Raw genomic sequence first — 21,418 nt, 5'->3', positions numbered from 1 at the left:
TCAATTGGCTTTTTCGTCCTCGCCGGCATAGCCGCTGATGTAAGGGCGGCCCGAGCAGCGCACCATCGCCACGCAATTGGGCAGGCCGCTCTTGGCGCTGCAGGTGTTGCGCGCCGCATCGCGCGCCGTCTTCGGATCCGGATCGAGCGCGGTGTAGCTGGTGCCGCGCCCCTTCACGCCCTTGGCCCAGGCCATGCCGACGCAGGTGTCGCGGTAGGTCAGCACCTTGGTGCAGCCGGTGCATTCATCCCACTCCAGCAGTTGGTTGATGGCGTCCTTCTCATTGGGGTAGCCGTCCGAGTAGGTCAGGTCGCCCGAGTCTTTCTCGGCGACGGCGCCCCAGTATTCGCGGTCGTTGAGCTTGGCGGACAGGGCTTCCAACTCAGCGGGCGTGGCCCTTCTGGCCGCCTCCATGTCCTGCGCGCTGTAGCCCGGCCCGACGCACAGCGGCATCGTGGTCAACCAGCATTTGCCGTTGGGGCTGCCTGCGGTGCAGCGTCGGATCGCCTTCTTTGCCGCCATTTCCGGCGACACGCTGTTGCCGGGGAACAGGTCGTTCGAGGTATTGCGGGCATAAGTCATGCAACTGTCCGAAAACCAGCTCAGCGATTTGCAGTCCTTGCCGCCGCCCTTGCGGCAGGCCGCCAACGCCGCCGCTTCGGCCGCCTTCTCCGAGTCCTCCGGCAGCGCCCAATAGATCTTGGCGTGCTTGCCATCCGTCGCAATGCCGCCATACAGTTTGTCGGCATGCGCCTGCGGCGCGAACAGGCCGGCCATCAACGCCAGCGCGCCGAGCGCCGCGCGGATAGTCGGGGAAAATCGGGCAAATAGCATGGTCGGTGTCCGGATCGGGTGGATTCAGCGGCCACGATCTTAGCAAAGCGGATCGGTCGGTCCGTCCCCTTTGCCGATACGACGCGGGCATATTGAGTAACAAATTTCACCATTGGCGCAAGGAAGCTGGCCCCGTTTATCGGTAAAAATGGCGGACATTTCGTAAGCAGGCTGTCAGTCTGCAATCATTCTCCCGTCGCAGGGCTGGCCGCCCCGGTCTGTCACGAAGAGAAACAAAACGTCTGGCGCCAGGTTCGCAATCGCAGCCGCCGCGCCGACCGACACGGAGCGCCGACCGCAAGCCATGATTTTCCCCCTGCCCCTTTCAGCCCGCCGTCCGACGCTGCGCCTGGCCGCCAGCCTGATCGCCGCCGCCAGCCTGGCCGGATGCGCCCCGATGCCCTCCGGCGGCAGTTCCTCGTTGCCCTCGCTCAGCCGGGTCTTCTCGGAAGGCCTGTCGTTCTCTCCCAGCGTCAACGTCGCCCGCAACATGCAGGGCCGCTCGATCAACGACGCCATCGCGGCGCTGGGCGAGCCGTCCCGGAAACGCGCCGTCGGCAACACCATGGAACTGGAGTGGTCCGACTACCAGGCCGCGCCTTACCAGGAATGGGTGACGACCGGCACCAGCCAGCAGGTCGTCGGCATGATCCCGGCCACCAACACGACCGCCGCGACGCCGGTATTCCAGCAAAGCAGCAGCGGCTATTACCAGGGCCGCACCCGCATTTATGAATGCAAGGTGCTGATGCGCATGAAGGACAGCGTGATTGTCGATTCCACCGTCGACGGCAATGTCTGCCCGGAATTCATCGCCGCGCTGCGTAAATGGGCCGGTGAAAATGAAGCGAAGAATTATGTCGTGAAATAAGGCCCGCGGCGGCGCATGACAGCCGTCGCCCGTGCGAATCGATTATCTCGCAATGCGCGGCATTTGTTTTGTCGACATTATTTTGGGAATCCCCCCAAAGCTGTCACTTAACTGAATATAAATGCCTTCAAAAAAGCAAAAATAAATATCACCGGCAGATTAATTTTCCGCCACGCCCGCCGTTAGTCATGTTGATACTCCCCGGCAAGCCTCATTGGGCAGTTGTTGCCCGCCAGGACTACCACTGACATGACCACGATCTCCAGCTACACCCCGCCGCTCGTCATCGCCCCGCAGGCGCCGGCGACCGGGGTGTCCCGTGTCACCACCGTCAACCGCAGCCCCGACATCCCCGCGTCCACCTCGGTGACGCTGGGCCAGCCGGCCAACGTGCTGACCTATTCTCCCGAGTCGGTCGCCGCCGGCCAGGTCCAGGCCCCGGATGCCCTGTCCTCATTGATGTCCGACAACGTCCGCGCCGCCTCGCTGACCGGCCAGTTCAAGGGCCTGGCCGCGGCCCTGCTGGGCCGCATGCAGAACGATGGCGGCAACTACACGCTGACGATTCCCTCGGCCCGCGCCGCCGCCCCGGTGGACGGCATCGCCGCGCCCCAGGGCGCGGCCGTGGCCGACAACTCGGTCGCGCTACGCATCACCACTGCCAGCGGCGCCAAGGTCACGGTGACCCTGGAAAGCAATGAAAAGGGCCTGGGCGTGCAGATCGACGTGGGCGACGCCAAGCTCACCGAAGAAGAACGCAGCGCCATCGCCGGCCTGTCCAAGTCGTTCCAGGACGCCGTCGACGGCCTGGCCTCGGTGCCGCCCAAGCTGGCGCTGGGCGCGCTGGCCAAGTTCAACACCAGCGTGCTGTCGTCGGTGTCGCTGGAAGCCACGGTCGGCGCCGAGGGCCCCGACCGCGTCAGCTTCAATTTCCAGGCCGATGCGGGTCAACGCTCGCTGACGGTCAAGACCGTGGCCGGCTCGGCCCAGATCAACGTCGACGCCAGCCAGCCCAGCCAGTACGGCAGCGCCCAGCAGCAGACGACCGCCATCAACAACTACCTGAGCAAGTTCGACAGCGCCCAGAAGCGCGGCGAAGGCGATGCCACGCTGATGGCCCTGTTCAAGTCGGGTTTCGCGGACCTGCACAAGAGCTACGGCGACTGGGCGCCGCAAGGCACCGCCACGACGCGCCTGGGCATGCCGGCCGAAGTGCATCGCACCATGCTGTCCGGCCTGGCCGACTTCTCCGCCTCGATCAACCAGGCGCCGGTTGCGTCCAATCCGCTGCAGCCGCGCGAATTCGACACCTTCTCCTACGAGACCTCGCAGAACACCACCTCCAGCGGCCGGCCCCAGCTCGACCTGGCGATCACGCAACAGCAGCAATCGTCGCTGAACGCCAGCTTCCACCGCGCGCTCTCGCCCGATCAGAAGCTGAACCTGACCAAGGACCCCGAGTCGCAGAACTACGCGTTCCACCAGATCCGCGACGATTACAGCAACCGCACCGACATCGCCTACGAAGACGGCGAACTGGCCAAGGCCTCGTTCACCGAGTCCAGCACGATGTCGACCCTGGTGAGCAAGTTCGTCAAGGGCAAGCTGGTCGACCAGAGCCGCATCACGCCCACCACCCAGACCCGCACCCAGGACCTGATGGGTCTGCTGCGCGCGGCCGATCTGACCAGCCACCGCGACGACACCCGCACCCCGCGCGACCAGGTCGAGGCCGCCCTGATCCGCAAGCAGGAAGACCTGGCGCAAGCCGTGGCGCGTCTGCGCGGCTGATACGGCGACGCACCCGAAACGGGGCAGGCCCGGCGATTGCGCCGGCCTGCCCCGTCGCTTTTGCCCCGCCGCCCCCGGCGGCTAGGCCTCACGCGGCAGCTTCGCGATCACCTTGATCTCGAAATCGAAACCGTACAGCCAGGTCACGCCCACCGCCGTCAGCGTCGGATGCGGCGCCTGGCCCCAGTATTCGGGCACCACCTGCCAGATGGTCTCGAAGCGGGACGCCGGATCCACCATGAACACCGTCACGTCGATCACGTCCTCGAAGCTGGCGCCCGCCGCCTTCAGGATCGCGTTCAGGTTGTCGAACGCCTGCCGCACCTGCGCCTGCAGGTCGGGTTCGGGCGAGCCGTCCTCGCGGCTGCCCACCTGGCCCGACACGAACAGAAAGCCATTCGACCGCACCGCCGGCGAATAGCGGTTGCGTTCATACAGCGCCTGGCGCCCGGCCGGAAAAACCACATCACGCGTTGCCATACTCATTCTCCTGTCCCGGGCCTTAAGCCCGTATTGATGATGCAGGCACTGTACGGACGGCGCGGCCGCCGATAAACGGGCAAGCGTGTCCATCACTGTTTGTAAAATGCAAACAATTCCCTGATCCCCTGGAGTGGCGATGGACCGTTTCGACGCAATGCAGGCCTTCGCCCGCGTGGTGGAAACCGGCAGCTTCACCAAGGCGGCCGACACCCTGCACATGAGCAAGACCAGCGTCACCCAGCTGGTGCAGCAGCTCGAGGCCCGCCTGCGTGTGCGGCTGCTCAATCGCACCACGCGCAAGGTCAATGTCACCGCCGACGGCGCCGTCTACTACGAACGCGTGCTGCGCCTGCTGGCCGACATGGACGACGCCGAGACCAGCCTGTCCAGCGCCGCCGCCGTGCCGCGCGGCCGGCTGCGGGTCGACGTGCCCAGTCCGCTGGCGCGCATGATCCTGGTGCCCGCCCTGCCCGCCTTCCACGCGCGCTACCCGGACATCCAGCTCGATATGGGCGTGAGCGACCGCATCGTCGACGTGATCGGCGAGAACGTCGACTGCGTGGTGCGCGGCGGCGAGCTGACCGACCAATCCCTGATGGCGCGGCGCGTCGGCGATCTGCAATTGCGCGTCTATGCCGCGCCCGCCTACCTGCAACGGGCCGGCGCGCCCGGCCATCCGCGCGATCTCGAGGACAGCCACCACCGCATCGTCGGCTTCCTCTGGTCGCGCAGCGGCAAGCCCCTGCCCTACGCCATGCATCGCGGCGACGAAAGCATCCACGCGCACGGACGCTATGTGGTCGCGGTGGACGACGGCAACGCCTACCTGGCGGCGGGGCTGGCCGGCATGGGCATTCTGTGGCTGCCGGACTACATGGCCCGCGACCACGCGGCGCGCGGCGAACTGGTGCCGGTGTTCGAGGACTGGCGGCTTGATTCGATGCCGCTGTACATCGCCTTCCCGCCCAACCGGCACGTCAGCGCCAAGCTGCGGGTGTTCATTGACTGGGTGGCGGAACTGATGGCGGAGCATGCGCCGGTGAGCGGCGCGGGCCGAGCGGACACTGCAGGCTGATACGGGTTCCGGCCGCAATCCAGGCAGGACCTTATGCGTTGGCCCTGTTGGCCATGGCCCCTGCGTGCGGGGCTTGCCAGCCGCGGTTTCGCGGCCGCAAATCGTAGCCCGCCGCCAGGCAATTTGAAACATCGACCAACGTTATGTTTAACCTTGCCCCGCCGCGCCCCTCGGAAATTCGCTAGCATTCACCCGCCAGCAACAATACCGGGAACCGAGGGGCCATGAACCTGGACACACACGCCATCCGCATGCGCAGCCGCGCCAAGTCCCGCCCCGCCCCGGCGGCGCTGGCGCCGCGCGCCGCGAGGCCACGCCAATGAGCGAATGGAGCGAGATCAAGGCGCGCTTCAAGCGCCCGCTGAATGCGCTGATCCTCTGCCTGATGCTGCTGATTTTGTCCCGCGATCTCTTCGACGCCGCGGCCAAGGCGTACCTGCCGCCCGATCCCGCCACGCTGCACGCCATCGCCGTGCGCGTGGACAGGTTGGCCGTATGCCCCTACTCGCGGACCGCCAGCTCCCGGCAGAACAGCGGCTACAGGCCCCTTTGCTATTTCTCGAACGACTATCCCGACGTGGCGTTCGAGGCGGGCGCCGTTGTGACCGGCCTCGTCCTGCCACGGACCTTGGAACTGCTGACCGACCGCGAGCCGAACGACCTGAAGAACGTCTACGAGGGCCAGATGTTCAGCGTGCACGTGCCCATCAGGGTTCATGGGGTGCGCCAGATGGACGGCAAGGTGTTGTGGGATCCGGTGGCCACCTACGATAGCGCCTGGTCCAACAAGCAGCGCAAGAAGGCGTATGCCTGGCTCGTGGTGCTGATCGCACTGGGCTGCGCCGCCTACGCCTTCCTCAGGATCCGGGCGATCCTGCGCGATCCGCATCTATGACCTGACGGCCCGTCGCCCCGCCTGGCTCAGGTCCGCCTGGCCAGCCACACTGTCGCGTTGCCGCAAGCGGCGTCCCATTCGACGTGGCGCAATACCTCGAAGCCGTTGGCCGCGAGCAGCTCGCGGTATTCGGCGCTGTCCAGGCTGCCGTGATAAAGCGGCTGGCCGTCGAGCTGGCCAATGGCCTCGCCCAGCGTCGTACCGCTGGTGAACATCAGCGCCGCGCCCGGCGCGGCCAGGCGCCGGAACTGCGTGAACATGGGCCGCTGGTCCTCGGGCGACAGATGGAAGAAGCTGTGCCACGCGATCAGGCCGTCGAACGGCCCGGCGCAAGGCAGCTGGCGCATGTCGGCGGCGATCCAGGCCTGCTCGGGAAAGCGCGCGGCGGCGCGCGCCAGCAACGCGGTCGAACTATCGACGCCGGTAATCCGGCAACCGTGCTCGATCAGGTGGCCGGCGATCGGCATGCCGGTGCCGCAACCGATGTCCAGCACTCGCGGCGCGGCCGCCGGCAGCGCCGCCAGGAAATCCGCCAGCCACGCGCGCTCGATCAGTGTGTTGCCGCGGTCGCGCTCGAACGCCGCCGCATGCGCCTGGTACAAGGCCATCACACCGGCGGACAAGGGATGGGCCATGTGCGTCGTCTCCTGGCGTCGATCAGGTCTGGCACCGGCACCTGCCGGCCCTTGCCCATCATGCCACGCGCCGGAGGCTCCCGCCCGCGCATGACAACGGCATGACGATCATGCCCCCGGCGTGCGGCATTCATACAGCTGATATTAAGGCATCGCCCCTACAATCGATTCAGACCGACGGGCCGGCCCCCACGCGAGTGCACGGCCTGAAACAGATGTTCACGCGCGTTTGCCGCCCGGCGGGAACCCGGCCCCGCTTGCGCCTATCCATATCCTGTCCGTTGCCTTCCGGTTCGTATCCCATGCCGTCTACCCCGCAGCTGCACCTTCCCGATCCGGGCGGAATCGTCATTCACGCCAGCGGCGCGCTGGCGATGGCGCAACATTTCCTGTCCGACCTGGGCCTGCGCGCCGCCGCCCACTGCCAGGCGCAACCCGGCGCCGCCGGCGCGCATGCCGCGCTCACCCCGGGTTTCGCCGCCAGCTACCTGCCCGACTACGACACCACGGGCGTGGCGCGGGCACTGAGCCTGCGCACCGACGCCAACGACGCCGACCTCGATCGCGAGATCGTGCTGGCGATGCTGGCCAGCCCGGTCGCCTTCGCCTTTCCCACGGTCGCGGAACTGGAATCGGCCGTGCGCATCCGCCGCTACATCGTGCGCGCCGCCGCCAAAACGGCGCTGGCCTTCGACACCGAACACGCCGAGCGGCCCGAAGACTACTGGACCTACGACGAGGCGCGCGGCTTCACGGTGCTGCCGGGCCGCTCGCTGATCGACGGCCTGCGCAAGGCCACGCAACCCGAGGCTTCGGGCCAGCTGTACGCCTTCTCGTGCTATCGCGCCACCGAATACGTCACCGTGCTCGGCATCGCGCAGGAACTGCGCGATGCCAATCCCGAATTGGGCCAGCGCCTGCAACGCCAGTGGGAAACGCGCGCGGTCATGTCCGGCAGCTTTCACGAGACCTTCCTGCAGGAATACGGCGCGCTGGACGCGCCGCTGCCGCAGCGCTTCTACGTGCCGGGTGACCGACTCTGGTTCCGCAATCCCGACGCCGCGTCCTCCGACGTCGAGGGCTACGAAGGCTCCTGGGTTTTCTACCTGGGCGGGGGCCTGTTCAACAATTTCTGGGAACGCGGCGCGCCCTACACGCTGGCCTCCAAGTGCGTCGAGATCTTCCACTGGCGCCATGGCCTGCGCGCCGACGCGGCCGGCAAGCCCTTCATCGACGAAGCCATCGTCAAGGAACATGTGCACCGGACGCTGGCCGACCCCGAGGCCACCGCTGCCGTCCTGGCGCGCATGATGCGGATCCGCGATCCGCAGGGCGTCTACGCCGAGGGCGGCTGCATCGACGCCACCCGCGAACGGGTGCGTTGGGTGCGTCCTGGCCACAGCGATATCGTGCTGCCCGACTTTCCCCGCCCCGCGGCGTCACGGTCCTTCGCGGCCTGACCCCGCATCACGCTGGCGCATCGCTTGACGCGCGGCGTTTCATGAAACATCATATGTTTCATGAAACACACCCTGTTCCGAGTGTTCTCGCGGAGCCGCGCATGACCTTTGCCCAAACCCCCGGCGCCTCGGACGACTATGCCGACCGCGTCGCCCGCCATGTGCCGGGCCTGCGCGACCTGCACCGCATGATCGGCGTGCTGATGGCCGAGCAGACGCCCGCCGACGGCCATCTCCTGGTGCTGGGCGCCGGCGGCGGCCTGGAACTGAAAGCACTGGCCGAAAGCGGCCCGCGCTGGCGCCTGGACGGCGTCGATCCCTCCGCGGACATGCTGCGCCAGGCCCGCGCCACGCTGGGCGAGCTGGCGCCGCGCGCCACTTTGCGCCAAGGCTATATCGACGATGCCCCCGAAGGCCCCTACGACGGCGCGACCTGCCTGCTGACGCTGCACTTCCTGGCGCCCCAGGAACGCCTGCGCACGGTGCGTGAATTGAGCCGCCGCCTGCGCCCCGGCGCCCCGTTCATCGTCGCCCACCACAGTTTTCCGCTGCAACGGCGCGATGCGTGGCTGGCACGCAATGCCGCCTTCATCACCGCCGCCGGCGTGCCGGCCGCGCAGGCGCGCGACGGCATGCAAGCGATGCGCGACAAGCTGCCCGTGCTGGATCCGCAGGCAGACGAGGCCATCCTGCGCGACGCCGGCTTTACCGATATCGAGCTGTTCTACGCCGCGCTGACGTTCAAGGGCTGGGTCTGCCGCAAGGCCTGACGGCACGCGCGGCGCCGGATCAGCCGCGGCCGAAATCCTTCTGCTTGAAATCGGTATCGCCGCGATAGCCATACAGGCGTGAAACCGCCTGGAAATCCTCGGGCGAGAAGCCGGCCCAGGAGTAGTTGCGGATGTGCTTCTTGCTCTGCGCATCGCGCACGTAGAAAGACAGCGAGGCCTTCTGCTCGGGCACGTTCACCGCCTTGTGCAGCGACGGCACGAATTCATATTGCGACGTGGGGTAGGTCTTTTTCACACCCAGCAACGTGCTGACCACGATCTCGGTTTCGCTGAAGGCATAGCGGTTCACGAGCACGTAGTCCTTGCGGACCGCCAGGAACACGACCAGCGCCAGCGCCACGGTGGCCAGGTAGAAGCCCGGCGAGTTGATATCACGATCGACGGTGTAGCGGTAGGCGTAGTTGAAGACCAGCGACAGCAGGCCCACGGCGATGACCAGTTGTCCCAGTTGGGAAAACAGCCATTTGGCCTTGTTCTGGATGTTGACGATCAGCATTGCTAGGGTCCCTATGACGGTTGTTATTGGAAGCACGGGATTGGCAAGCGCGTAGTGTGCCGCAAGCCGACCCGCCGCAACCGCCGCGCCTACGCTTTGTTACCCCTTGGCCAATTGCTGCGCCAGGGCCAGCGCCTGCGCCAGGAACGGCGAGGCGTCGTCCTTGCGATAACTGGCGATCACCGGCGACACGAAGGCCTCGGCGTCGATGCGCACGTGGGCCACGTCGCGCCGTTGCAGGCGCTGCACCGAGGCCGGCACCACCGTCACGCCCAGTCCGGCCGCCACCAGGCCGATGGCGGTCTGCAATTCGTTGGCCTCCTGCGCCACCTGAGGCGCATGGCCGGCGGCGCGGAACAGGTCCAGCACGTGGTCGGCGAAGTTGGGCCGCGGCCGGGCCGGATACAGCAGGAACGGCTCCTGCGCCAGCCGGTCGACCGACACGCTGTCGCAGCCGGCCAGCGGATGCCGCAGCGGCACGGCGGCCATCAGCGGCTCGGTCATCAGCACGCGGCGCTCGATCGCCGGATCGTCCAGCAGGATGCGGCCGATGCCCAGGTCGATGCGGCCGGCCTTGAGCGCCTCCAGCTGAGGCAGCGTAGTCATCTCCATCAAGCCGACCTCCACCTGCGCGTCGGCGCCGCGCAGTTGCCGGATCAGCTCGGGCACGAAGCCATACAGCGTCGACGGCACGAAGCCGATGCCGAACCAGCGGCGCCGCGCCTGGCCCAGCCGGCGCGTGCCCTCCAGCACTTCGTCCAGCCTTGTGGTCAGCAGGCGCGACTGCTCCAGCAGGAACCGCCCGGCCTCGGTCAGGCGCAGCGCGCGGGTGGTGCGCTCGAACAGCGCCACGCCCAGTTCCTCTTCCATCTGGCGGATCTGGCGGCTGAGCGGCGGCTGCGCCATGTGCAGCGCTTCGGCGGCGCGGGTGAAGCTGCCCTCGCGCGCCACCGCCTGGAAATACCGCAGGTGCCTGAGTTCCATGGCTATCCAAACCCTATAGGTATAAATGGAGACCCATATAGTCTTGGACTTGGCCGTGTAACGCAAGCGATACTGCGCTTGCCCTGAAGAACCTGCTTTGGAAAGTATGAATCCGGTAACGATAAACTCGGTCGAGGCGATCCTGGTGGATCTGCCGACCATCCGCGCCCACCAGCTGGCCATGGCCGTGATGCAGCGCCAGACGCTGGTGATCGTGCGCCTGCGCTGCAGCGACGGCATCGAGGGCATCGGCGAAGCCACCACCATCGGCGGCCTGTCGTATGGCGAGGAAAGCCCGGAAGGCATCAAGCTGGCCATCGACACCTACCTGGCGCCAGCGCTGGCCGGCCTGGACGCGGCCAACATCCACGCCGCCATGCGGCGCCTGGAAACCGTGGCGCGCGGCAACCGCTTCGCCAAGTCGGCGCTGGAAAGCGCGCTGCTCGATGCCCAGGGCAAGCGCCTGGGCGTGTCGGTCTCGACCCTGCTGGGCGGCGCCGTGCGCGCCAGCCTGCCGGTGCTGTGGACCCTGGCCAGCGGCGATACCGCGCGCGACATCGAGGAAGCCGAGTCGCTGCTCGCCAGCCGCCGCCACAACACCTTCAAGCTCAAGGTCGGCCGCCGCGCCGTGGCCGACGACGTGGCCCACGTGTCGCGCATCAAGCAGGCGCTGGGCGAGCGCGCCCGCGTCACCGTGGACGTCAACCAGGCCTGGAACGAGGCCGACGCGGCCGGCGCCATCGCGCGCCTGGAAGCGGCCGGCGTCGACCTGATCGAACAACCCATCCCGCGCGCCAACCTGGCCGGCATGGCGCGGCTGGCGGCGCGCTTCGTGGTGCCCATCATGGCCGACGAAGCCATCAATGGCCCCGAGGACGCGCTGGCCATCGCCCGCCTGGGCGCGGCCGACGTGCTGGCGCTGAAGATCGCCAAGTCGGGCGGCATCCACGAAATGCTGCGCACCGCCGCGGTCGGCGACGCCGCCGGCATGTCGCTGTACGGCGGCACCATGCTGGAAGGCTCGGTCGGCTCGATCGCCTCGGCGCACGGCTTCGCCTGCCTGCCGCGGCTGTCGTGGGGCACCGAACTGTTCGGCCCGCTGCTGCTCAAGGACGACATCGTCGCCAACCCGCCGCGCTACGCCGATTTCGAGATGGAGATCCCCACCGGCCCGGGCCTGGGCCTGGAACTGGACGAAGACAAACTGGCTTTCTACCGCAGGGACCGCTGACGCGCCCTGCCCCACGGTTGTTCCCGCGCGCCGGCCACGCATCGGCGCGCGGAAAAATAATTCAAGCACACGGAGACACGACATGGTTTTGCGCCACGCATTCAAACACCTCGCCCGGGCCTGCATGGGCCTGGCCCTGCTCGGCGCCGCCAGCGGCGCGATGGCCGACGGCTACCCCGACCGGCCGGTCAAGTGGATCGTGCCGTTCCCGCCGGGCGGCGCCATGGACAGCATCGCCCGCACCCTGGGCGAGTCGATGGGCAAGCAACTGAACACCTCGTTCATCGTCGAGAACCGCGCCGGCGCCGGCGGCAACATCGGCGCGGCCAGCGTGGCGCGTTCCAAGCCGGACGGCTACACCATCCTGATCGTGGCCAACGGCATGGCCGTGAACCCGGCGCTGTACGCCGACCTGAACTACGACCCGATCAAGGACTTCGCGCCGATCTCGCTGCTGGCGGTGGTGCCGAACGTGCTGGTCACCAACCCCGCGCGCAACGATGTGAAGAGCGTGGACGAAGTGATAGCCAAGGCCAAGGCGCAGCCCAACCACTACACCTACGCCTCGGCCGGCGTCGGCACCTCGATCCACCTGGCGGGCGAGCTGTTCGTCTCCATGGCCAAGATCGACATGCTGCACGTGCCCTACAAGGGCAGCGGCCCGGCCATCGCCGACCTGCTGGGCGGCCAGGTGGACTACATGTTCGACAGCGTAACGTCGGCCAAGCCGCACATCGAGGCCGGCAAACTGCGCGCATTGGCGGTGACCACCGCCAAGCGCTCGGCGGCGCTGCCCAACGTGCCCACCGTGGCCGAAAGCGGCCTGCCCGGCTACGAACTGATGCCGTGGTTCGCCGCCTTCGCGCCGGCCGGCACGCCGCCCGAGGTCGTGGCCAAACTGAACGCGGCCATGCGCCAGGCCCTGAACGAGCCCAAGGTCAAGGCGACGCTGGATTCGATCGGCGCCGAATCCATCGGCGGCACGCCCGACGAACTGCGCGACTACCTGGCCAAGGAAACCGCGCAGTGGAAGGTGCTGGTGAAGGAACGCAACATCAAGATCAACTGAGTCACGCGCGGACTCGGCGCGGGCGCGACACGCGCCCGCTGCGCGCCGGCCGAGGGAGTTTCCCCGGCCGGCGTTTTTGCGTCGGCTGTGCCGCTACGCCGGCGCCGCGGTCGTATCGAGCAGGTGATCGACAATCGCCAGGATCTGCTCGGCGGCCTCGGCAATGTGGTGTTCCAGGGCCGCCTCGGCCTCGCCGGCGCGGCCCTGGCGACAGAACGCGATCAGGGCGCTGTGCTCGTCGTGGGCCTGCTGGCGGATCGGCGCGTTGACGATCTGGAAGCGGAAGTAGCGTTCGGATTTCTCATGCAGCGCGCGCACCATGGCCAGCGCCGCCGGCCGCTGCGCGGCGCGGTACAGCAGTTCGTGAAGTTGCCAATTCAAGCGGCCCCACTGCTGCGGTTCGGCGCTGTCCATCCGCGCCACGATGCCCGCCGCCTCGTCCAGTTCCTCGGGCGTGTGCTGCGACACCGCCAGCCGCAGCAGCCAGGGTTCGAGCCGCAGGCGGATGTCGAAGAATTCCTGCACTTCGGCGCGCGACAGCATCGAGACGTAGGCGCCGCGGTGCGCGATCATGTCCACCAACCCTTCGGCGCTGAGCTGGCGGATCGCCTCGCGCACCGGCAGCCGGCTCACCCCCAGTTCCTCGGCCAGCAGTTCCTGGCGCAGGGCGGAGCCCGGCGCGATCGCGCCAGACAGGATGCGGTCGCGCAGTTCGTCGACCACCAGGTCGACGGCGGTCTTGCGCACCAGGCGACCGGCGGATCCGGCGGCGACGCGGGGTTGGGTGGCGCTGGCGGGAGAGGAATTCTGGGACACGTCACATCCGGTGGAAGATTCCGCCCGGCGGACGCCGGACGGCAGCGGATCCGCTCAACCTGCCCCACGCCCAGGAAAACCCCGAGAGACAGCCGGTGTCCGGAACCCGTTTAATGTGAGTATATTGGATCCATGATCCAGCAGAAATCGACGCCCTTCCCGGGGCGCGGTTCGGGGCCTTCGCGCCTCGTTTTTCTGGCTCTTTTATTTTGGATCCAATATCCAATCAATAGCCCGACAGTACAAACCGGGCGGATCACGCAACAGGAGCGGCAGCATGAGCATTCAATGGCAAGGCGTATTTCCCGCGGTCACCACCAAACTGAAGCCCGATTTCTCGCTGGACGCGGACGCCATCCGCCAGGGCCTGGAGCGCCTGATCGCCAATGGCGTGGGCGGCGTGGTGATGATGGGCATGGTGGGCGAAAACGCCCAGCTCGCGCCCGAGGAAAAGCTGGAGGTGCTGCGCATCGCGGTCGAGACCGTGCGCGGCCGCGTGCCGGTGGTGTCGGGCGTGGCCGAGACCGGCACCGCGCGCGCGGCGGCATTCGCGCGCCAGGCGGCGCAGATCGGCGTCGATGGGCTGATGGTGTTTCCCGGCCTGACGTACAAGTCGGACGAGCGCGAAACGGTGGCGTTCTACCGCGGCGTGGCGCAGGCCAGTCCCCTGCCCATCCTGCTGTACAACAACCCGCGCGGCTACGGCGTCGACCTGACGCCGGACCTGGTGGCGCAGTTGCTGGAGGAACCGACCATCGTCGCTATCAAGGAGGAGTCCTACGACACCACCCGCGTGACCGACCTGATCACGCGCTTCGGCGACCGCCTGGCGGTGGTCTGCGGCGTCGACGACCTGGTGCTGGAAAGCGCCGCGCTGGGCGTGACCGCCTGGGTCTCGGGCATGGCCAACGCCGTGCCGAAAGCGTCGGTGGACCTGCTGCGGCTGGCGGTCGAAGGCGACTTCAAGCGCGCCCGCAAGCTGTACGCGGCGCTGACGCCGCTCTTCCACCTGGACACCGTGGTCAAGCTGGTGCAGCACATCAAGCTGGCCGAGCACCTGATCACCGGCAGCGCCGAAACCGTCAAGCCGCCGCGCCTGGACCTGGCCGGCGCCGAACGCGAACGCACCCTTGCCATCACCCGCCAGACACTGGCGGATCTTTCAGCCCTGGGCTACTGATACCGGAGCCACCATGACCCGCACCCGCCTGCCCGCGCTGGCCTTCAGCGCCCTCTCCTTCCTGGCCTGCGTCGCGGCCGCCCCCGCCGCGATGGCGGCCGACTATCCCAGCCGCTCGATGGAGCTGGTGGTCGCCTACCAGCCCGGCGGCGGCAGCGACAACACCGCCCGCGCCATCGCCGAGGCGGTGCGCCCGCCGCTGCTGGCGCAACCGACCGTGGTCATCAACAAGCCCGGCGCCAGCGGCTCGATAGGCTGGGCGTACGTGGCCAACGCCCAGCCCGACGGCTACAAGCTGGTGCTGATGACGCCGGAAATGCTGGTGGTGCCGCTGATGGGCATCGGCAAGACCACCGTCAAGGACTTCCAGCCCATCGCCCGCTTCACCGACGATCCGTCGTCGGTCACGGTGCGGGCCGACGCGCCGTGGAAGACGGTGGAGGAATTCCTCGACTACGCGAGGAAGAATCCGGAACGGGTGGCGGTGTCCAACGCCGGCATCGGCACCGTGCCGCACATGGCGGCCGCGGCGCTGGGCGAGCAGACCGGCGTGAAGTTCGTGCACGTGCCCTACCAGGGCTCGGCCCCGGCCATCATGGGCCTGCTGTCCGGCGACGTGCAGGCCACCACGGTGGCCTATGCCGAACTGCAGCAGCACGTGGACACCGGCAAGCTGCGCACCCTGGCCGTGATGGCGCCGAAACGGCTCGACAACCTGCCGGACGTGCCGACCATGAAGGAACGCGGCGCCGATCTGCAGTTCAGCGTCTGGCGCGGCATCGGCCTGCCGAAGTCGGCCCCGGCCGACGCCATCGAGAAATGGCGCAACGCCGCGCGCCAGGTGGCCCAATCGCAGGACTTCCAGGCCCTGATGCGCAAGCAGAACCTGACGCCGTCATACGCTGACCAACCGCAATTCGCGGCCGACGTGGCGCGGCAGGAACAGGCCTTCAACGCGCTGGTGCCGAAGCTGAACCTGAAACCCTGATATTGGCGGTCATCACTCCACCGTCGCCCCCGATTTCTTCACCACCTCCGCCCAGCGCGGGATCTCCGTGGCCATCAGGGCGCGCAGTTCATCGGGCGTGCTGCCGACCAGCTCCATGCCCATGGTCTTGCCGAGCTTTTCCTGCACGTCGGGTTCCTTCAGGATCACGGCAATCTCGGCGGCGAGCTTGTCGAGGATGGGCTTGGGCGTGCCCTTGGGCGCATACACCGCCTGCCACGACGCCATCTGGAAGCCAGGCACGCCGGCCTCCTGCATGGTCGGCACGTCCGGGGCCAGCGAGATGCGGTCCTTGGTGGTGACGGCCAGCAGCTTGAGCTTGCCGGTCTGCAAGAGCGGCAAGGCGGCGGTCATCTGGTCGAACATGAAGGTGACCGCGCCCGAGGACACATCGACCATGGCGGGCGGCGTGCCCTTGTAGGGCACGTGCGTGAGCGGCACGCCGATCATGCCGGAGAACAGTTCGCCGGCCAGGTGGGTGGAGGTGCCGGCGCCGGACGACGCGAAGGTGCGCTTGGACGGATCCTTCTTGAGCAGCGCGATCAGGTCGGCCACCGAGTTCACGCCCAGGTTCGGGTCGACCAGCAGCACGTTCGGCAGATAGGCGATCAGCGAGACCGGCTCGAAGTCCTTGACCGGGTCGTACTTCAGGTTCTTGTAGAGGCTGGCGTTGATGGCGTGAGTGCTGATGGTGCCGCCGAACAGCGTGTAGCCGTCGGGCGCGGCCTTGGCCACGTAGGTGGCGCCGATGCCGCCGGCGGCGCCGGGCTTGTTCTCGACGATGACGTTCTGGTGCAGCCGGTCGCCCAGCTTCTGCGCCAGCACGCGGCCGACCACGTCGGTGGAGCCGCCCACGGTGAACGGCACCACGTAGGAAATCGGCTTCTGCGCCGGCCACTCGGCGGCCGTGGCCGGCAGCGCCCACGCGCCCAGCAGCGGTCCTGCCAGCAGCGCGGCCAGCGCGCTGCGACGTTGCTTGTTCATGCTTGTCTCCTGCCCTCTGTGTTTTATAGGCATGGGTCGCCGGCCGGACGGCCGGCGCCAGGGCTCAACGGCCCAGTTCTTTGCGCCAGGCGGCGAACTTGTCCTTGGTGGCCGGGTCGGTGGGCGGATACAGGCCCAGGATCGAGGCGCCGGCCTGCACCTGGCTGGTGACGAAGTCCTCGAACGCGGTCATCTCCACCGCTTCGTCCGCGATCTCGTCGGCCAGGTGCGCGGGGATCACCACCACGCCCTCGCGGTCGCCCACGACGATGTCGCCGGGAAACACGGCCACGTCGCCGCAGCCGATGGGCGCATTGATATCCAGCGCCTGGTGCAGCGTCAGGTTGGTCGGCGCGGACGGCCGGTTGTGGTACGCGGGAAAGCCGAGTTCGGCGATCTCGGGCGAGTCGCGAAAACCGCCGTCGGTGACCACGCCGGCCACGCCGCGCTTCATCAGGCGGGTCACCAGGATCGAGCCGGCCGAGGCCGCGCGCGGGTCCTTGCGGCTGTCCATCACCAGCACCGCGCCGGGCGGGCAGGTCTCGACCGCGGCGCGCTGCGGATGGGCGCGATCCTCGAACACCTTGATGGTGTTCAGGTCCTCGCGCGCCGGGATGTAGCGCAGCGTGAAGGCCGGGCCGACCATGTTGGGCAGCGTCGCGTTCAGCGGCCGCACGTCCTGGATGAACTGGTTGCGCAGGCCGCGCTTGAACAAGGCGGTGCACAGCGTGGCGGTGCTGATGCCGGCCAGCTTGGCGCGGGTGGCGGGATTCATGTCTGACACGGAAAACTCCAGGGAAAGCGATTCAGGGGATGGCGGGTTCAGAAGATTTCCGGTTCCGGCACGGGCGCGCCGAAGCTGGTCTCGAGGAAGTCGAAGTCGCAGCCCTCGTCGGCCTGCAGGATGTGTTGCGAGTACATCCAGCCGTAGCCGCGCTCGTAGCGCTTGGGCGGCGGCGTCCAGGCGGCGCGGCGCGCGGCCAGTTCCTCGTCGCTGACGTTCAGGTGGATGCTGCGGGCCGGCACGTCGACGGTGATCAGGTCGCCGGTCTTGACCAGCGCCAGCGGACCGCCGATGTAGGCTTCGGGCGCCGCGTGCAGGATGCAGGCGCCGTAGCTGGTGCCGCTCATGCGCGCGTCGGACAGGCGCAGCATGTCGCGCACGCCCTGCTTGACCAGCTTGGTGGGGATCGGCAGCATGCCCCATTCCGGCATGCCGGGGCCGCCCTGCGGGCCGGCGTTACGCAGGATCATGATGTGGTCGGCGGTGACGTCCAGGTTCTCGTCGTCGACCGCGGCTTTCATGCTGGGATAGTCGTCGAACACCAGCGCCGGGCCGGTGTGTCGCAGGTACTGCGGGGCGCAGGCGCTGGGCTTGATGACGCAGCCGTCCGGCGCGATGTTGCCGCGCAGGACCGCCAGCGCGCCCTCGTCGTAGATGGCGGTGTCGAGCTTGCGGATGACGTCGTCGTTGTAGACCTCGGCGCCGGCGATGTTCTCGCCCAGCGTCTTGCCGGTGACGGTCATGGCGGACAGGTCCAGGTGGCCTTCCAGGCGCGACATCAGCGCCGGCAGGCCGCCGGCGTAGAAGAAGTCTTCCATCAGGTACTTGTCGCCGCTGGGCCGGATATTGGCGATGACCGGCACCTTGCGGCTGGCGGCGTCGAAGTCGTCCAGGCCCACAGGATGGCCGGCGCGACGCGACATGGCCACCAGGTGGATGATGGCGTTGGTGGAGCAGCCCATGGCCATGGCCACGTTGATGGCGTTCTTGAACGAGGCCAGCGTCAGGATGCGCTGCGGCGTCAGGTCGTCCCACACCATCTCGACCACGCGGCGGCCGCATTCGGCCGACATGCGCATGTGGTTGACGTCGGCCGCCGGGATCGACGAGGCCCCCGGCAGCGTCATGCCGATGGCCTCGGCGATGGCGGTCATGGTGCTGGCCGTGCCCATCGTCATGCAGGTGCCGTAGCTGCGGGCGATGCCGCCTTCGACCTCGGTCCATTGTTCCTGCGTGATCTTGCCGGCGCGGCGCTCGTCCCACAGCTTCCAGGCATCCGAGCCGGAGCCCAGGATCTTGCCCTTCCAGTTGCCGCGCAGCATCGGGCCGGCGGGCACGTAGACACAGGGCAGCCCGGCGCTGATGGCGCCCATCAAGAGGCCCGGCGTGGTCTTGTCGCAGCCGCCCAGCAGCACCGCGCCGTCCACCGGGTGGCTGCGCAGCAGTTCCTCGGCCTCCATCGCCAGCATGTTCCGGTACAGCATGGTGGTGGGCTTGACGAACGATTCGGACACCGAGATGGCCGGCAGTTCCACCGGGAAGCCGCCGGCCTGGAACACGCCGCGCTTGACGTCCTCGACGCGCTGCTTGAAGTGGCTGTGGCAGGGGTTCAGGTCGGACCACGTATTGATGATGGCGATGATGGGGCGGCCGGCCCAGTCGTCGGGGCCATAGCCCATCTGCATCATGCGCGAGCGGTGGCCAAACGAGCGCAGGTCGTCCTTGGCCATCCAGGCGGCGCTGCGCAGGCTTTCGTAGGTGCGTTTCATAGGCGGGTGCGGGTCCAGGGATGCGAAAAGAGAAAGAGAAGAAATCGTTGACCGGACCATTTAAACACTAATACATTAGTGCGTCAGCTAGGTGAAAACCCGCTACACTCCGCTTCCACGACTGCCCCTTGCGATCGACCTTGACGACCGACGCTTCCGACCGACCTACCGAGAATTTCCCGGATTCCGCTCCGATGCCCAGCCCCAAGCTCAGACTGGACCGCTCGCGGCATGCCGCGCCCCAGGTCTTCGAACATCTGCGCGAACAGATCATGTCGCTGGCGCTGGCGCCGGGCGCGCCGCTGTCGCGCGTGGAGCTGGCCGAGGCCTACGGCCTGAGCCAGACGCCGATCCGCGACGCGCTCATGAAGCTGGCCGAGGAAGCGCTGGTCGAGATCTATCCGCAGCACACCACCGTCGTCAGCCGCATCGACATCGCCGCGGCGCGCCAGGCGCATTTCCTGCGGCGTTCGATCGAACTGGAAATCGTGCACCTTTTGGCGCAGAAACCCGATCCCCTGCTGGTCCAGCGTCTGCAGGCCAGCATCGACCGCCAGCGCGTCTGCCACGCCGCCGGCCAATACCAGCAGTTCATGGAAGCCGACCAGGCCTTCCATCGCGACATGCACACGGCCGCCGGCGTCACGGCGCTGTGGGACATGGAGCAGCGCTACAGCGGCCACGTCGACCGCCTGCGCCGCCTGCACCTGCCGGAAGCCGGCAAGGCCGAACGCATCATGGACGACCACCAGCGGGTGCTGGACGCCATCGCCGCCGGCGATGCGCCGCGGGCGCAGCAGGCGCTGCGCGAGCACCTGTCGGGCACCCTCAGCCAGGTGGCCGAGATCTGCAAGCGCTATCCGGACTACGTGCTGGCGCCCTACTCCAACGCATAACGCACGATGAGGGTCCTGCCGTCGCGATCGGCATGCACCAGCAGGCCCTCGCCCGCCGCGTCCAGCCCGAGCAGCCCGCGCTCCTGGTCGGGCGACAGCTGGAACGGCCGCCAACTGCGCCCCTGGTCGCGGGTGTGGAAATACGTGCGGGTGTATTCGCCAAACGAAAACAGGTGGTCGGCGTAGGTCTGGATCACCCAGCCGTTGCGGCCGAACCAGGCCTGCCCGATCCAGGTGGGCCGGCCCCGCACGTCGGGTGTGGCGGCCAGTTCGTGCCAGTTGCCCTGGTCCGGCTCCAGGCGAAAGATGCGGTTGCCATGGGTGGCATACACCGGCTGGCCCAGCACCGGGCGCGATAGCGGGTCTTGCGCCGGCACCGGCGCCACGTCATGGGTGATGCGGAATGCCGGCGACGCGCCGCTCTGGAACCGCACCTCGAAGCGCCGCGTCTCGATGCGCCGCGCGCCGCCGTCGGCGGCGACGCCTTCGCGCCAGCTCCAGCCCACCGCGCGGTCGGCCGCCGCCGGGTACAGCGACCAGCCGTAGGCCAGTTGCTCGCCCCCGCCCGCCTGCTCATGAAAGGCCTTGGCGTAGCTGCCGGCATCGGGCCAGACCTGTTCGCGCAACCGCAGCGCCGACCAGCGCCGGGCGCCGTCTTCGCTCACCAAAAGGCGCTCGCCGTCCGCGCCGTCCTCCAGCGCCACGGCGCGCGCCTCGCTCAGGAACATGGTGTGCCGTTGCGGCGCGCCCAGCGCGACCTCCGGATCGTAGCGCCACGTGGCGCCCTGGTCGTCGGAACGCAGGACGTCCCGCGCGGCCGGTTGGTCGCCGTCGCCCGGACGGCGCAAGGTGCTGGTCACCAGATACAGAGTCTGGCCCGGCGTGCCGATGAGCGTCACGCCGGTGTCGCCGCCAATCGAACCCAGCAGCGCGTAGCGGCCGTTGTCGCGGCCGCCATAGACCAGGTTGCGGACCTCGCGCGAGGCCGCACCGGCGCGCAACAGATCCAGCGCCAGGTCGGCCTGACCGGCGGCCAATGCCGGCGCGGTCCCCTGCGCCGACGCGCGCCGGGGTTCATGGCGCTCGGCCACGGCGGGCAGCAGCGCGTCCAGCACCGGCGCGCGGCCCAACCCGGCCAGGTCGCGCTCGCCCGAGATCAATTGACCGGTCAGGTACTGGTGATCGCCATAGCGGTACAGGCGCGTGCGCGAATAGCCGGCCAGCGGCGGGCCGTCGAGTTCGCCGATGACCTCGCTGCGCGTCAACGGCTGGCCTTCCGGCACCAGCTGGTGCAGGCCATAGGCCAGCAGGCCGGTCGCGGCAATCGCGGCCACACCCGCGAACCCCCTGATATTCATCGTGCTCGTC

Annotated in this window: 21 protein-coding genes; 11 read left to right on the top strand and 10 right to left on the bottom strand. The window is 68.0% G+C overall.

Translation table 11 applies throughout. The features are described from left to right. Positions 1–834, bottom strand: a complete 834-nt coding sequence (locus DK459_RS20230) for a DUF4189 domain-containing protein (protein WP_006385358.1) — start codon at positions 832–834, stop codon at positions 1–3. A gap of 304 nt (positions 835–1,138) precedes the next feature. Here DK459_RS20230 and DK459_RS20225 point away from each other — a divergent pair, with 304 nt between their 5' ends. Continuing rightward, entirely contained in the window at positions 1,139–1,705 is a 567-nt protein-coding gene (locus DK459_RS20225) for a hypothetical protein (RefSeq protein ID WP_006385357.1), read from the top strand. Positions 1,706–1,954: 249 nt separating this feature from the next. After that, entirely contained in the window at positions 1,955–3,496 is a 1,542-nt protein-coding gene (locus DK459_RS20220; protein ID WP_053499387.1) for a hypothetical protein, read from the top strand. Positions 3,497–3,577: 81 nt separating this feature from the next. Here the strand turns inward: DK459_RS20220 and DK459_RS20215 are convergent, their stop codons facing one another. Continuing rightward, a complete protein-coding gene (locus DK459_RS20215) occupies positions 3,578–3,976 on the bottom strand; it encodes a RidA family protein (protein WP_006385355.1) in 399 nt (132 codons plus the stop codon). Positions 3,977–4,115: 139 nt separating this feature from the next. Between DK459_RS20215 and DK459_RS20210 the strand changes: the two genes are divergently transcribed. Together DK459_RS20210 and DK459_RS20205 are read left to right on the top strand one after the other, a co-directional pair. Next, a complete protein-coding gene (locus tag DK459_RS20210; protein ID WP_006385354.1) occupies positions 4,116–5,054 on the top strand; it encodes a LysR family transcriptional regulator in 939 nt (312 codons plus the stop codon). Between the two features lie 319 nt (positions 5,055–5,373). Next, positions 5,374–5,949 carry a hypothetical protein gene (locus DK459_RS20205; protein WP_006385353.1) on the top strand — a complete coding sequence of 192 codons (576 nt, stop codon included), beginning with the start codon at positions 5,374–5,376 and terminating at the stop codon, positions 5,947–5,949. Positions 5,950–5,975: 26 nt separating this feature from the next. On the opposite strand, the gene DK459_RS20200 is transcribed toward DK459_RS20205, so the two are convergent. Further along, the gene (locus DK459_RS20200) at positions 5,976–6,584 is read right to left on the bottom strand and encodes a class I SAM-dependent methyltransferase (protein ID WP_053501122.1); all 609 of its coding nucleotides are present in this window, start codon (positions 6,582–6,584) and stop codon (positions 5,976–5,978) included. 302 nt (positions 6,585–6,886) lie between these two features. Here DK459_RS20200 and DK459_RS20195 point away from each other — a divergent pair, with 302 nt between their 5' ends. Next, the gene (locus tag DK459_RS20195; RefSeq protein WP_054498891.1) at positions 6,887–8,044 is read left to right on the top strand and encodes a hypothetical protein; all 1,158 of its coding nucleotides are present in this window, start codon (positions 6,887–6,889) and stop codon (positions 8,042–8,044) included. A gap of 101 nt (positions 8,045–8,145) precedes the next feature. Beyond that, positions 8,146–8,814 carry a class I SAM-dependent methyltransferase gene (locus tag DK459_RS20190; RefSeq protein ID WP_006385350.1) on the top strand — a complete coding sequence of 223 codons (669 nt, stop codon included), beginning with the start codon at positions 8,146–8,148 and terminating at the stop codon, positions 8,812–8,814. A 19-nt stretch (positions 8,815–8,833) separates the two neighbouring features. On the opposite strand, the gene DK459_RS20185 is transcribed toward DK459_RS20190, so the two are convergent. Both DK459_RS20185 and DK459_RS20180 read right to left on the bottom strand, forming a co-directional pair. After that, entirely contained in the window at positions 8,834–9,331 is a 498-nt protein-coding gene (locus DK459_RS20185) for a hypothetical protein (RefSeq protein WP_006385349.1), read from the bottom strand. 99 nt (positions 9,332–9,430) lie between these two features. Next, positions 9,431–10,315, bottom strand: a complete 885-nt coding sequence (locus tag DK459_RS20180) for a LysR family transcriptional regulator (protein WP_054498890.1) — start codon at positions 10,313–10,315, stop codon at positions 9,431–9,433. Between the two features lie 106 nt (positions 10,316–10,421). Between DK459_RS20180 and DK459_RS20175 the strand changes: the two genes are divergently transcribed. Further along, on the top strand, positions 10,422–11,546 hold the full coding sequence (locus tag DK459_RS20175) for a muconate/chloromuconate family cycloisomerase (protein ID WP_006385347.1): 1,125 nt from the start codon (positions 10,422–10,424) through the stop codon (positions 11,544–11,546). A gap of 82 nt (positions 11,547–11,628) precedes the next feature. Continuing rightward, positions 11,629–12,615 (top strand): tripartite tricarboxylate transporter substrate binding protein, encoded by a 987-nt coding sequence (locus DK459_RS20170; RefSeq protein ID WP_024068954.1) that lies wholly within the window; start codon positions 11,629–11,631, stop codon positions 12,613–12,615. A 93-nt stretch (positions 12,616–12,708) separates the two neighbouring features. Here DK459_RS20170 and DK459_RS20165 read toward each other — a convergent pair whose 3' ends face one another. Then, positions 12,709–13,431, bottom strand: a complete 723-nt coding sequence (locus DK459_RS20165) for a GntR family transcriptional regulator (RefSeq protein ID WP_370445610.1) — start codon at positions 13,429–13,431, stop codon at positions 12,709–12,711. Between the two features lie 277 nt (positions 13,432–13,708). On the opposite strand from DK459_RS20165, the gene DK459_RS20160 reads away from it, so the two are divergent. Continuing rightward, positions 13,709–14,611, top strand: a complete 903-nt coding sequence (locus tag DK459_RS20160; protein WP_026383114.1) for a dihydrodipicolinate synthase family protein — start codon at positions 13,709–13,711, stop codon at positions 14,609–14,611. Between the two features lie 13 nt (positions 14,612–14,624). Then, positions 14,625–15,599, top strand: coding sequence for a tripartite tricarboxylate transporter substrate binding protein (locus tag DK459_RS20155; protein ID WP_110135021.1), 975 nt, complete (start codon positions 14,625–14,627; stop codon positions 15,597–15,599). A 12-nt stretch (positions 15,600–15,611) separates the two neighbouring features. On the opposite strand, the gene DK459_RS20150 is transcribed toward DK459_RS20155, so the two are convergent. The 3 genes from DK459_RS20150 to araD all read right to left on the bottom strand — a co-directional run bounded on the left by DK459_RS20150 (position 15,612) and on the right by araD (position 19,154). Next, on the bottom strand, positions 15,612–16,601 hold the full coding sequence (locus DK459_RS20150; protein WP_024068956.1) for a tripartite tricarboxylate transporter substrate binding protein: 990 nt from the start codon (positions 16,599–16,601) through the stop codon (positions 15,612–15,614). 64 nt (positions 16,602–16,665) lie between these two features. Next, a complete protein-coding gene (locus DK459_RS20145; RefSeq protein ID WP_054443338.1) occupies positions 16,666–17,376 on the bottom strand; it encodes a ribonuclease activity regulator RraA in 711 nt (236 codons plus the stop codon). 47 nt (positions 17,377–17,423) lie between these two features. Then, positions 17,424–19,154, bottom strand: a complete 1,731-nt coding sequence (gene araD / locus DK459_RS20140) for an L-arabinonate dehydratase (RefSeq protein ID WP_006385339.1) — start codon at positions 19,152–19,154, stop codon at positions 17,424–17,426. A 194-nt stretch (positions 19,155–19,348) separates the two neighbouring features. Between araD and DK459_RS20135 the strand changes: the two genes are divergently transcribed. Next, on the top strand, positions 19,349–20,050 hold the full coding sequence (locus DK459_RS20135; RefSeq protein WP_006385337.1) for a GntR family transcriptional regulator: 702 nt from the start codon (positions 19,349–19,351) through the stop codon (positions 20,048–20,050). Here DK459_RS20135 and DK459_RS20130 read toward each other — a convergent pair. Continuing rightward, a complete protein-coding gene (locus DK459_RS20130; protein WP_053499273.1) occupies positions 20,035–21,408 on the bottom strand; it encodes a hypothetical protein in 1,374 nt (457 codons plus the stop codon). The two genes, DK459_RS20135 and DK459_RS20130, sit on opposite strands and share 16 nt — an antisense overlap. Positions 21,409–21,418: the final 10 nt, after the last annotated feature.

It is taken from the genome of Achromobacter sp. RW408 (assembly GCF_003184165.1).
Lineage (GTDB): Bacteria > Pseudomonadota > Gammaproteobacteria > Burkholderiales > Burkholderiaceae_B > Achromobacter > Achromobacter xylosoxidans.
This window is presented reverse-complemented; position numbering and strand designations above follow the sequence as displayed.